The following is a 12,236-nucleotide window of genomic DNA, read 5'->3' as shown; positions in this document are numbered from 1 at the left end:
CCCTTACCGATTGGTTATTGTTACGATGATTTTGACAACACCATCTTTGACCACGATGAGCAAATCCGTGAGATCATTGAATTATTCTTTCAAGTGTTTGCTCATAAACGGAGTGCTTACGGGGTTACTCGATACTTTGGCGAGCACCAGATTAACTTTCCAAAACGAGCCTATGGTGGGGTGTGGAATGGAAAAATTATTTGGGGGAAGCTCACCTATGGACGAACCGTGACCCTACTCAAGAATCCAACCTATGCAGGTGCCTATGTCTATGGACGTTACAAAACAGAGAAATCTCTATCGACCAATGGCACATTCACCTCACGGATCAAGCTACAACCTAGAGATCAATGGGAGGTGCTCATTCAGGATCATCACCCCTCATATATTAGCTGGCAAACCTATCTTCAAAACCAAGACATCTTGCGTAGCAACCAGACCAACGGAACCGGGACTGTCGTGACCAGTGCAGCTAGAGAAGGGAAAGCTCTTCTCCATGGACTCCTTATCTGTAGCAAATGTGGGCGCAGGCTCTCAGTTCGCTACACTGGTAATGGTGGAATTTGGCCACAGTACGAGTGTAACTGGCGCAAGAAAGAAGGATTAACAGGTCGCTCCTGTCTCAACACTCGTACTGATATCGTCGATAATGCCATCATTCCCTTGATGTTCGCAGCCCTTGAACCTCAACAACTTGAGATTGCGTTACTTTCGGTTGATAAACTCAAAGCCCACTATGCCAAATTGGACAAACAATGGGAATTAGCCTTGGCCAGAGCGGAGTATGAGGCCCAAATTGCGGAACGACGATTTGAAGAGGTGGACCCCGCCAATCGCTTAGTGGCTGCCACACTAGAGAAACGGTGGGAGCAAACCTTGCTAAAAGTGCAGCAAACTCAAGATACGCTCACGCAGCAACGTCAAACGCATCCCCTCAATCAGATGGGTGAAGCTGACAAGGAAGAACTCTTCAGACTGGCACAACATTTACCTCATCTCTGGAATGCAGAACACACCCCACCCAAACAAAAGAAGCAGATTATTCGATTACTGATTGAAGATATTACCGTAGAAAGACTTGAACAGTCTCGACAACTTAGCCTGCATATTCGATGGAAAGGGGGTAAGCACGAGTCATTAACCATTCCCATCCCCTTAAAACAACCCGATAAAGTCCGTTACTCAGATGAGACTATCCACAAAATTAGGGACTTAGCCAAAACACATCACGATATAAAAATTGCCGATACCCTCAACCAACTAGACATCAAAAGTTCCTCTGGACGACCATTTACAGCAAGTATGATCAAGTGGGTACGACACAAACACGACATCCCTGCTTGCCCGACCCATCAGCCAGGTGAACTGACGGTTAAACAGGTCGCTCAGCGCTATGACGTGTCTACTCATGTCGTTTATTACTGGCTTGAAACCGGTATGCTGCAGGCACAGAAAAGTCACAGCAGGACCTATCGGATTGTTATTTCTGAATCAAAACATCAAGAATTAACGACTTGGTCCAAGGTTTCAAGAGAAGACAAAATTAGACAAAAACAACATAGGAAACGGACAAGATAAGCATTCTTACGCTTTCCTTTCAGATATCCTATAAATAAACAGAGACCTCAAACAAGTGGCTCTACATTCCGAAAGCAAGTTGCATAAGGTGCATTATGGAAAAACCGTCGGAATCCCCAATGGTCGATGTCTTCCATTGTTTTTCGGAATGTACACTCGTCTGGCGGGTAACGATTGCCAGGGTCGCCATTGCTTCAGCGCATCCACCAGAATGGCCTTGGCAGGTCCCGTTTTCACGAGCAGTTTGTCGACCCCAGGTGTTCGTTTACCGGCGTTGATTTGAGTCACCCGACGTACTGATAACAACACATTTGAGTAACTCTTCAGTAGGAGCCGTTGTAGGCCCCTGCCCCGTTTCCAATCCAATCGTCGGGTTGCCTTGAAGATACGTTGTCTCAGATTCTTCACCACTCGACTCGCTTTGCGCCAGTTGACGCCCTGCCAGTCAGTCGTGCGCTGGGTTACGTTTACAAACTGGGTTTGCACCTAACTCTTCCCTCAGCGTTCAGTCTCTTTCTCAACAATTGTCCTGGAGATCACCTGTCCCACGTCTGCACCCTTTCAGGTTAGGCATATACCTTATCCGTCCCGTTATGATTTCCGGGTGCCTTTCGGCGGACGGCTTTCGCGTTTTGGGACATCCTGTGCCCGCTAGAGACTTCTGCCTTAGTTGCCCTCGGCTTACCCAACAATGACGGCATTGTCAGGACTCTATCGGGGTTTCCTCGTTCCGCACGAGGTGGAGATGTGGTTGCCTTAGGACTCCTCTTCACTCCGAGGGCGGGGTGTTCGCGATTGGTATTTAGACGCTACCAACCCCCAATTGCCCCATGATTCTCGTATCAGCCATTTCGAGAACTCTACATTAACGAAGCCTCATCAAGGATTCATTTGCATTGTCCTTAGCAACCTTGCCCTTGCCCTCTCACCTGATTTGGCTTCAGGTTTGTTGGACACTTAACCTTGTCTGCTGATACTGCCCTCCCATTTCTGGTTGAACATTCCAAGGCGGACATCCGCCTGAACACTGGCGGGAAGAGACTTTTGGGAGTCTCTTCAACTCCCCCGAACGACTTCGAGTCGCGCGCCTAACTATGAGTTATCCAGAAACTTTCTGGACCAACACCCTATAAGCAGATAACCCAGAAACTTTCTGGATAATACCTCTGAACATTGGAGTTATCCAGAAAGCTTTAGCGTCACTGGTTCAAACTTAATGACCCGAATGTGCCAGTTGCCCGACTCGACTGGACTACTTTTGGACAGTCGAATTGCTCTTAGGCATGTGCCAGTTGATCAAACCCCTGATCGCACCGTTCCCCTGCAAAATCCTGGACTAATCGCTACCCCCTTTGTCGGTATTGAGGTGTAGGCGAAAAAGGCGGGTTGACTAGTTGCCTACCGTAGCAAATAGTCAGCTGGGTGCATAGTTTACTCTAAGGGTTGAACGGAAAATCAAGAGTTTTAAAGTATAAAGAGTAAGTGATATAGGCCAAAATTAGTCACGGCTTCAAAATCGTAAGTTCCTTAACGATTCTGCCACCGATCCATTTAGACAATTTAAGCCACTCTCCCATCTATAAAAAACGCTATAAGCCTTATCAGAATAGTGCTTCTGCTTTAAAATGTAAAAAACGTTATACACTATTGACACTTAAGGGAATCCTTGCCACTATAAGGTGCAGGGATAGAGCTAGCAGACATGAATAAACGTTTTAAGCAAATCCCAATGTCCGAGTTGCGAGTCAAGTTGCCAAAACTTAGGCGGCAAGTTCAGTCAGGTGGCTTACGTATTGTATGTACTCACTATGGAGAAGTTGCGGCGTTTTTGCTTCCACTGCAAGACGTTGAGGGTTTCAATTCTGAGGGAGAAGAGCCTGTTATTCAGGCAACTGAGGAAATGCCCCTGACTGAGTTTCGCGATCAGCTAACTGAAGCATGGGAAAGACTTCTAGGTGGAACAGATTGTATTTATTTGACATTTCATAAAAGACGAGTTGTTGCTTTTGTGTCGACTCGTTTTACTCACCATCTCTCATTGCCATTGATTGGTGATGTAGATAAGGTTTTGTTTATTTCTTCTGAGACTCGAGTCTGAAAATCAAATGTGAGGAGGTCACTGAATGTATAAATTTAAATATCATGATAACGCTGTTGAAAAAATGCTTTCTGATCGAAAGACTTTTTGGGATCCCGAATTGGAAGAGGAACTCAGGCCAGTTTTGGCGAAACTTAAACAAACTGGTGAAATCGCTGGAGCAAGCTGTGGATTTAATCTAATTGCTCCGGGCAGAATTTATTACACTCTTCCAGGTCGAAATTTTAAGCTTGCTTACACCGTCGATTCATGCAATGAAGAAATTCGGTTTTACGAATTCCAGCAGGTTTCTCATCAAATTGATTGGGAAACAGCGCTAGAGCAAGATCTTCGAGATGGTGAAGAGCAGCCAATTTATATTCCTCAAATCGGAGATCCGCATAAATTTATTAGGGCAATTGAACTAATTTATCGTGGAATTAACACTTCGAAAGATTTGGGTGTCGCATTTGGTAGTGGTGCAAAGAGAGACAAAGATTTAGCAAGAAGAGGAGATTATCTTGGACGGCCTATTATTGAATTTGGTCTTGCGCACCGAGTTCAAACAGCTAAACAGTCTCCAAGTATCTACGTTTTGTCGGACCAAGGTAGACGAATTGCACAAAGCGATGATTCAGAGATTCGTGAACGTCTTTTGGCAGAGGCTTTGTTGGCTTTCTATCCTATTCAAGTGATTATTGAGGAGACAACTCGTGGGGGTAAAGAACTCACTAAGGAATTAATCCAGGAGATTATTTCTCTGGTGAGTTTTGGTGATTGTGGAGGGACTACCAATCCTCGTAGAGCAAGCTCTTTGCGAGCATTGGTGAACTGGGTGACACGATGGGCAGGCATTCCCATCCGACGAAAAGGTAATGATGGCGTTCAGCTCTATATCCCCTACATCTATGCAAACTAAACAGTACGATTTTGAAACTCAGCGCAAAGTTGGAAAAGAAGGGGAGGCACTTCTAGACCAATGGCTATATCCTGTCTATAAAGTGTTAGATGTCTCCGATGATTTGAGGTATCAGCAATCGGGAATAGATCGCATAGTTACACGCTCAGATGGTTCAGTCATCACAGTTGAATACAAATTTGATATAGCTGCGAGGAGAACAGGCAACCTTTTCTTTGAGACTATGTCAAATGACAAAGCGAAAATCCCAGGGTGGGGATGGAGTTCACAGGCGGACTACTGGATCTTTCTGATTCCACAGCAAGAAATTCTTGTCTTTACGCCGGGAAAATTAAGGGCTTTAGTTTGGGCATTACAAGCAACACTTAAAAAAAGAAGCGTTGCTAATAAAGGACATAATACAATTGGTTATCCAATACCCTTGATACAGGCTAGGAAAGTGGCCTTTCAGAGCAAAACTCTTTATTTGGAGAAACTTTGAAAAAGAGTAGGCTCTTTTTTAGTTTTTGTTCGCACCGATGAGCCTCACGTTAGACACGGAACGGACACCAAAATTCTTCTCCAAAAAGCTGAGATCGCAAGGTGCGAGAAAGCCTTTCTCGATGCGACTACGTGGAGCAACAACTATGGATCAACAACTTCGAAAGGCCATCCCTCAACACATGCGTAACATGGCTACTGGAGTATTGGCTATGGCTAACTATACTGCGCACATCTGTAACTATGCAGGTTTCGGAAGATGGCCGGAATTTTCAGTTATTCATGCTGCACATGCAGTTGAGTTGTTGGTGAAGGCACGAATTGCAGAGGAGCATCCGATGCTTATCTTCAAACATCCTCCTAAGAAACTACATGCTCCCGATCTAGAAGACCTTCTCAGGTCAAGAACCATAGACTATAAAGATCTCCCTCATCTTTATTCAGCAACTACAGGAATGCCCTTTCCAAATTTAGAAGAGTTCAATGAACTCGGAGCGTTACGAAATCGTATTCAACACTTTCTACCCCCGCCAAGTGTTGATTTTGGTGGGGCTGCCTTGACCGGAATATATGCGGTGGCGGATCCGATCCTAAACGCTTGCTGGGGGGACTATGCCATTGACTACAATGAGGATGATCCACCCTACGATTATTTGGTGGAGACCCTAATTCATCGTAAGATCAATTTCTTGGTCTCTTCTGGTTCAGCAGCATCAGTACTCGCGGGTTTGCAGGCACTGGAAAAGCAAGGCAATTCAGAAGACGATAAATATCTTTCAGTAATGCAAGAGCGAGTTTCACAAACATTATTGATGTAGTGGAAGTAAATGTGAAACCAGTGGTAATTAGCTCAAAATAGACGATTGAAAACAAGGGAATATCATTCAAACTATGCCTAATTTAAGGATATTACTCCCACTACAGGATAAGCTGATAAAATCGTTCATGCCTAAGGGAGCTAAAAATCTAATTTTTCCCCGTTACAGTGAGGCTTTAATTAGGTCTAGTATGTGCAATCCGGCAAACTTGGAAAGTGCTATATCTAGATAATCCTGTAGATGAACAGATCTTCCAAAGAATGCAATCACCCATTCTCGAACTTCTTATTAAGCAATGTGATGATGACATTGTAAGCTTTTCTCAGAAGAGAAAAGCAAATAAGGAATGTGCAGATTTATGGGGGAAAACGCATATTTCTTTGGGTTTGCTAGCGACTATATCTTCTTCTTTAGGTGCTATTTTTACGTTTTTATCTAATCCTATGCCAGGTGCAATACTAACTGTCGTAGGTGCAATAGCAAGTGGTAGTTTAACATCCTCAAGTCCTCATCAACGCGAAGCTAAAAGACGTGAGATAGCTAAAGATTGTGATGTATATATTAGCGAGGCTGAAGGAATAAGAATAAAAGCTAGAAAATTAGGTAGTGAAGAAGAGATAGTTGAAGCTTATGAAATTCTTTTAGATATCAAAAGAAATACATTGACTAAAATACATAAATTAAACTAATGATTGAAAATCTCATAATTCAATTTATAAAAAAATTAGATTCTCAATTCTATATGGTTTCTAAGATTTTTGAAAAAAATCTCTGTAGAACCAAAAAGTGAAGTTGGAGACTGTTCTTTCATCAATGTCTCCAACTTTTCAGAGGCAATAATACAAGCCTCCTTTTCAAGTGGAGAATTTATAAAAGAATCTATTTGACTATTGATATATTCGTTAGAGTAATCATCAAAGTCTTCTAAATTAGAGCCAGAGAAGTATATAAATAATGGAATGGTTTTCTGAGAAAAACCAGTAATAGTTCCTAAAATATTTTCTTCAGTAGTATGATTGCCTTTATCAAAAAAATCTAATTTACTACTATCAATTAAAGTCTGAAATGTTTGTTGATTGACGTTCTCTACAATTTCAGGTTTTATCGATATAACTTGATCAAAGAATTCACCTTTATCTAAATTTGTATATGCATCTGCATGAAGTTTATCTATTTCATGATCAGCGATTGATGTCACTTCAGCAACAACTTGACTGTGGTGATCAAATGTAAGAGCTGCAGTAGCCCAACCCGCTGCACGACTAGCTACTGCCTGCACAGTGGGAGCGGCTCCGATTGATTTCAACATAGCCTTCACAGCAAATCTTACAGCTACACTCTGGCCAAATGGCATAAAAACCCCTAAATCTTCTAAACACAAATAAGTTTAATTGCTTCTATAGATAAAACTTTTGACAGTATGAATTTTAGCTTGATATCAAATCAAAATTGGTTATTTGTATTCTATCTCTATTTTTATTCAAATCATTATTTCAAAGATAGTGATATTACTGCTTCATCAGTCTGCCAATGTCTGCGTGTAGAATCGATAAAAGTGGCTACAAAGGCCAAAATTACTGATTAATAGTTTTTCCAAATGTGCTTGGAATATGACATGAACTCTGATGAAAAGGTGTCATAGAGTCTAAAACCATTCTCTCGTATCCGTATTCCTTTAGAGTAGCTTCCCAGCGATTCTCATAGTCAGCGATGTGTGGATCATCGAGGGTTACCAAGTCAGCCAGGACTAACGACTTAGACTGCCCGTTCTTTAAATTAACGCGGCGAATAAAGCCTACGACCTGACCTGTTATCAGCATTGTCTAGAGTATCGTTATCGGCACCCCAGTTCCGGAGTCAGTTCGCGCCGCCGGATGACAGAACTGAGATCATCAGGACACACCAATAAAACTTGATGGTTACATAAAGTAACAATGGAGGTTACGCCGAGGTTGCTCTAATCTCTGCTCCCCTGGCTTAGAGTTGACCCATATACAGAAAGACTTATTCAAAACGCATCCTATATAAAACCGAAGCCCTGTGGACCGTAGCGTCCATGGGGCTTCTTATGTAGAGACAAGGACTCGCGTTGCTCGGTTATATTTTGTGGTGCCCCAAAGCCCCACCACACCTCCCACCCAAGGGGGCACCGGCAGCCCCATCACGTTATTCCGTCACCGGCCATGCTTCGCAATGAGCGTATCCAATAGAGCATTTACCTGATTCGGCGATAGATGCTCTAACGGCTTGCGCTTCGGCCAGACCTTTAAGGTCATGGCCGGAGTATCGTCAGTGGGCACCCCCATCGGTGGACCAATAATCCAGGTAGGCAGGTTGAGTTCTTTATATCGAGGAAACATCTTGCGGGCATAGTCTTCCATATCCGCTTCCGTTTTTGCATGGTCCGCAAACACCAACATCGCCATGCCTTTGCCGCTGCGGGGGCAAGGGATGATGGTGTGAGCGATCGCTTCAGGTTGACCGACGGCTGTGGAGCTGGGCGGCACCGCCATTCCCTTGCCGCGATCACCCAGCGCCGCATCTAACGCCGTGGTGAGCTGTTCACTCAGGGGTCGGAAAATCTCCTCCCGTTTCGCCGTCATCGGGTCCGCCGAGTCTCCCACCACATCAGAGGAAATGCGACATTGCCCGTCCGGGGTGCCCTCGATAATGATGCGGCCCAGCTCCCCCAAGGTTTGATGCCTAAAGGTATAGACTATGCCGTTTTTCGTTTGTAGCTGATGGTAGGAGATGTCTGAGGGTAGAGCAAAACTCATGGGCGCACGTCGCATTAAATCTGAGAGCGATTGTACGTTATCCCCCAGGGTCGGGCCTCCAGCATCAGCCTATGTATAGAATCGGGCTTAGCTCGGCAGGCCAGTATTGTAGGACGCTGCGGTAGCCCCTTAGATCCTGACTCACCTTGTCGAGGTTACTGACACTGCGGATCATCGGCAGGTTTAATGCCTTGATGACACTCTGCCCGGTTGGCCTTTTCCAAGAGCCATTCCATCTTCTCCGCCTGGTCCTGCTGCTGAGCCTTGAGCTGCTGAATCACCTGAATCTGAGTCGTTAGCTGCCATAACGCAAATAACCAACCCAGCGTCAGCAAGATCGAGAAGACGGTATTAACGCTCGATATCCAGGTCTGCTGATTTGTGAGGTAGTTGAGATCGCTGAGGTGTCGGTTGGTGTGGTCGAGTCGGTTGCCGACTTGCTTGCTGTTCTCCGAGGCCGAGACCGAGTGTTTGTCGATACCGCTCAACTTCGCTTCGAAGCTGTTGAGCGTCATTAGCATTCTGTTCGACTTCTCGTCGGATGCCGTCAAGGAGGAGATCAGTAGCCGCAAGCTCTGAATCAGCTCGGCTGATGTCTGAGTGTGGAGCTTGAGGCTTTCGAGACTCTTTCGATTCTGGCTCGACCATTGATTTAATTCCCCATAGATATCGTCAAAAAAGGACTGCCAATTTTCGGGTGCTTCTTCCACCAGCACCAGGAGGTGACCGATGGCGACAAAGATCATAAAGAACTCATTGTCCTCATCGATGCCATAGCGTAAAAGCACCCCACGCACTCGGGCTTTTGCTTCAGCCGTCGCCCCTTCCAAAGCACGGTCCAACATCGACACGCGGCCACGGCCATCGTTAAGAACGTTGCCATACCCCTGATCGCGATTACCAAAACTGCCACTAACCATTGGTAAAGACCCCCGCCGCATCAAATTGCTCGAATGACTTTCGCAAAAATGACTTCACTCCTTGCCTGCCGATGGGGTCCAATTCATCGGATGCCTTAGCCGCTTCAAAGGTGAGGGATTGCTCATCAATAATGTCGCGTACCGCGCGGCCCACAAACTTCGGAAACTTAACCAATTTCACCCCGGCTTCGCGCATGCGGTCCATGAGCGCTTGATTATCCTTGAGCCGTTCCCAGCGCTCGGTCATGCCATAGTTCGCGACAAAGACATGCTGCACCCGGTCGCCAAAGGTATCGAGCATTTCCCCAAATAGCTTGAGCGAATCTAAGCCGCAATCCGACACGAACCAACTTACAAAGGACACCTCGGTTTCATCGGCTAATTCAAACAGCTCATTATCATTAATCCATTGAGTCAAAGCAGGCATCGATTGCGCCGGTAAATTAACCAACACTCGATGCCCTTCGAGGGCGGCATTAAAGATGCCGTTGGCGGCATCGTCATAGCGTTCGGCTTCTGACAAGATAGCTTGCCTGCAGCCAGCCGGTTGTCCATAAATTCTCAATACGTCCGCATTAGATCGGTCAGAGTCGAAAGGGACAAAATCGATGTCGCGATCTAAGTGGTAGGCGATAGCAGTTCTACACACGAAGGACTTCCCGACGCCGCCTTTCTCGCCGCCAAACAAATGAATATCGGCCATAGCTCAAACCCAAAAAATCAAGAGCGCTAAAGGTCAAAATCATCATTGTCAAAACCAGAGCCCGGTTTTGACTCAGGAAGGCGATGAGCCTCCTGTTTTTGAGTAGATGCTTGTTTCTTGGCCGAGACCGTTTTCTTCTGCGGCTGCTGAGTTGCCTCAGCGTCACCGGCACCCCCATCACTATCGAGGTCAAACATGTCCCGTTCATGGGGCCGAGTCAGGAAGCCATCCATCATTGCCAGCAGGTCTTCTTTTGGCCAAAGACCGGCCTCAACTTTTGCCAATACTGCTGCCCCGATGAGCACTTTCCGGCGCGTCTGTCGCTTACGCTCCAGGGTCCGTTCGGTGGCTTTGGCCTTTTGTATCTGGGCCTTAAGCTTTCTCTCTTTTTCTAAAAGGGCATCGAGTTTTTTCGACATATGAGGTGCAATGACGATAGCGCTGTCAGTGGAACTATGCACAGGCTAGCGTCAGACATCAGAGAGCATCACCGCGTGTTAAGCAAGCACAACAAAACGTAAATCGTCGTATCCAAGGGCGTGATTTCCCGATAGCGTTGAGCTCCAATCTGTTGGATCGCTTGAGGCCTGGAGCCGCAGCCGGGGATTGTGTCCATGGGATGCCTAAAGTGTCGCGGCTGGCTGCTTTCAGCAGCCGGTCCCGGCGTTCGCCAGAACGGAAGGGCGCACTTATACATCGCTACGCGATGCCGTGCGCTGGGGCTTCGCCCCTCGACCCCCACCCCATACCCAATTGCAGTTATGGCAATCTACAGTTTTCGAATGCAGGTGATCAGCCGTGGCAAAGGTCGAAGTGCGACCGCTGCGGCTGCCTATCGCTCAGGTGAGCAGATCAAAGATGAGCGCACTGATGTATCCCATGACTACACGGGTAAGAGTGCAATTTATGGGAGCGAGATTTTATTGCCTGAGAATGCGCCGGATCGATTGGGTGATCGCGCGACGCTATGGAATGAAGTTGAGAACGGTGAAAAACGAAAGGACGCGCAGCTGAGTCGGGAGGTGATGATCGCGTTGCCGGTGGAACTGAGCCACCAGGGAAAAGTAAATCTAACCCGTGGGTATGTGCAGAGTGAATTTGTGGAGCGGGGAATGATTGCGGACGTATGTTTCCACGACTTCAATAGCAATAATCCCCATGCCCACATCATGCTGACGATGCGCACGGTGGATGAAACCGGCTTTGGCAAAAAGCAACGGAAGTGGAATCGTAAAAGTGAGATCGAGCAGCATCGAAAAGCGTGGGCGGATCATGCCAATGCCGCCTTAGAAAAAGCGGGGCACGATGCCCGCATTGATCACCGAAGTTTAGAAGCCCAAGGTATCGACCGAGAGCCTCAGATCCACCTGGGAGCCAAGGTGATGGAAATGGAATCGCGAGGTATTCGCACCCGTGTGGGCGATGAGTCGAGACGCATCAGCCAGGAGAACCGCGACCTGGCCCGACAGCAGGCAAAACATAAACAGCTACAACGGCAAATCGAAGCGGAGAAAGCAGCGGCGCGGGTATTGTCGAAACCGGCCCCTGACAAAACGCCAATCATCGAACAGCTGTCGACCGAGCAGGCCCAGCAGCCGAAAAAACAGCTCCAACCCTCTGCCCAACAACCGCAACAGGATTGGGACATAGAACGTTAGTGTTGTCTACATCCGTTGTTTTTCCGACGTGTTTTATCCTTTGCTTTGAGACGTAATAAAGCCATCATTTTTCATCACCTGTTCCAGCCAGGGATTTGATTTCCCCACCAAGGAGAACCAAAGGGTGCGCCATTTCTACCGTTAACGACATACCATCTGCTGTCAGAGCTTATAAACGCGATATCGTCAGCTTGGTCGCCATTAAGGTCGCCAGTAAAGTAACGTCCATTAGCTGTCCAGCCAGGGATTTGATTTCCCCACCAAGGAGAACCAAAGGGTGCGCCATTTCTACCGTTGACGATATGC

Annotated in this window: 15 protein-coding genes; 8 read left to right on the top strand and 7 right to left on the bottom strand. The window is 46.4% G+C overall.

The annotated features are described in order from the left end of the window. Positions 1 to 1,578: recombinase family protein (locus tag DXZ20_RS37080; RefSeq protein ID WP_163703746.1), on the top strand; the 1,578-nt coding region annotated here is incomplete at its 5' end. 93 nt (positions 1,579 to 1,671) lie between these two features. On the opposite strand, the gene DXZ20_RS37075 is transcribed toward DXZ20_RS37080, so the two are convergent. Then, positions 1,672 to 2,064 carry a reverse transcriptase N-terminal domain-containing protein gene (locus DXZ20_RS37075; RefSeq protein ID WP_163703745.1) on the bottom strand — a complete coding sequence of 131 codons (393 nt, stop codon included), beginning with the start codon at positions 2,062 to 2,064 and terminating at the stop codon, positions 1,672 to 1,674. A 730-nt stretch (positions 2,065 to 2,794) separates the two neighbouring features. Here DXZ20_RS37075 and DXZ20_RS37070 point away from each other — a divergent pair. The 6 genes from DXZ20_RS37070 to DXZ20_RS37045 all read left to right on the top strand — a co-directional run bounded on the left by DXZ20_RS37070 (position 2,795) and on the right by DXZ20_RS37045 (position 6,561). Next, complete coding sequence (locus DXZ20_RS37070) at positions 2,795 to 2,950, top strand: hypothetical protein (protein ID WP_163703744.1); 156 nt, start codon at positions 2,795 to 2,797, stop codon at positions 2,948 to 2,950. A gap of 330 nt (positions 2,951 to 3,280) precedes the next feature. Next, positions 3,281 to 3,676 (top strand): type II toxin-antitoxin system Phd/YefM family antitoxin, encoded by a 396-nt coding sequence (locus tag DXZ20_RS37065; RefSeq protein ID WP_163703743.1) that lies wholly within the window; start codon positions 3,281 to 3,283, stop codon positions 3,674 to 3,676. A 25-nt stretch (positions 3,677 to 3,701) separates the two neighbouring features. Continuing rightward, positions 3,702 to 4,574 (top strand): DUF7226 domain-containing protein, encoded by an 873-nt coding sequence (locus DXZ20_RS37060; RefSeq protein WP_163703742.1) that lies wholly within the window; start codon positions 3,702 to 3,704, stop codon positions 4,572 to 4,574. Continuing rightward, on the top strand, positions 4,564 to 5,055 hold the full coding sequence (locus DXZ20_RS37055) for a hypothetical protein (RefSeq protein WP_163703741.1): 492 nt from the start codon (positions 4,564 to 4,566) through the stop codon (positions 5,053 to 5,055). The genes DXZ20_RS37060 and DXZ20_RS37055 overlap by 11 nt, the downstream gene beginning before the upstream one ends. 145 nt (positions 5,056 to 5,200) lie before the next feature. Continuing rightward, positions 5,201 to 5,872, top strand: a complete 672-nt coding sequence (locus DXZ20_RS37050) for a hypothetical protein (protein WP_163703740.1) — start codon at positions 5,201 to 5,203, stop codon at positions 5,870 to 5,872. Between the two features lie 260 nt (positions 5,873 to 6,132). Continuing rightward, positions 6,133 to 6,561, top strand: a complete 429-nt coding sequence (locus DXZ20_RS37045) for a hypothetical protein (RefSeq protein WP_163703739.1) — start codon at positions 6,133 to 6,135, stop codon at positions 6,559 to 6,561. A gap of 35 nt (positions 6,562 to 6,596) precedes the next feature. Here the strand turns inward: DXZ20_RS37045 and DXZ20_RS37040 are convergent, their stop codons facing one another. The 5 genes from DXZ20_RS37040 to DXZ20_RS37020 all read right to left on the bottom strand — a co-directional run bounded on the left by DXZ20_RS37040 (position 6,597) and on the right by DXZ20_RS37020 (position 10,691). Next, complete coding sequence (locus DXZ20_RS37040; RefSeq protein ID WP_163703738.1) at positions 6,597 to 7,226, bottom strand: hypothetical protein; 630 nt, start codon at positions 7,224 to 7,226, stop codon at positions 6,597 to 6,599. An 820-nt stretch (positions 7,227 to 8,046) separates the two neighbouring features. Further along, positions 8,047 to 8,649, bottom strand: coding sequence for a hypothetical protein (locus tag DXZ20_RS37035; protein WP_163703737.1), 603 nt, complete (start codon positions 8,647 to 8,649; stop codon positions 8,047 to 8,049). Between the two features lie 155 nt (positions 8,650 to 8,804). Continuing rightward, entirely contained in the window at positions 8,805 to 9,569 is a 765-nt protein-coding gene (locus tag DXZ20_RS37030) for a DUF6753 family protein (protein WP_163703736.1), read from the bottom strand. Further along, positions 9,562 to 10,272, bottom strand: a complete 711-nt coding sequence (locus tag DXZ20_RS37025) for a P-loop NTPase family protein (protein ID WP_163703735.1) — start codon at positions 10,270 to 10,272, stop codon at positions 9,562 to 9,564. The genes DXZ20_RS37030 and DXZ20_RS37025 overlap by 8 nt, the downstream gene beginning before the upstream one ends. Positions 10,273 to 10,298: 26 nt before the next feature. Further along, positions 10,299 to 10,691 carry a DUF8583 domain-containing protein gene (locus tag DXZ20_RS37020; RefSeq protein WP_163703747.1) on the bottom strand — a complete coding sequence of 131 codons (393 nt, stop codon included), beginning with the start codon at positions 10,689 to 10,691 and terminating at the stop codon, positions 10,299 to 10,301. Positions 10,692 to 11,033: 342 nt separating this feature from the next. Between DXZ20_RS37020 and mobQ the strand changes: the two genes are divergently transcribed. Beyond that, entirely contained in the window at positions 11,034 to 11,930 is an 897-nt protein-coding gene (gene mobQ, locus DXZ20_RS37015; protein ID WP_163703734.1) for a MobQ family relaxase, read from the top strand. 74 nt (positions 11,931 to 12,004) lie between these two features. Here mobQ and DXZ20_RS38135 read toward each other — a convergent pair. Next, positions 12,005 to 12,236, bottom strand: a 232-nt coding sequence (locus DXZ20_RS38135) for a hypothetical protein (protein WP_250566270.1), incomplete at its 5' end; no start/stop codon positions are given.

The organism is Adonisia turfae CCMR0081 (assembly GCF_011009555.1).
GTDB lineage: Bacteria > Cyanobacteriota > Cyanobacteriia > Phormidesmidales > Phormidesmidaceae > Leptothoe > Leptothoe turfae.
The sequence above is the reverse complement of the archived record's forward strand: the minus strand, read 5'-3'. Positions and strand labels throughout refer to the sequence as shown.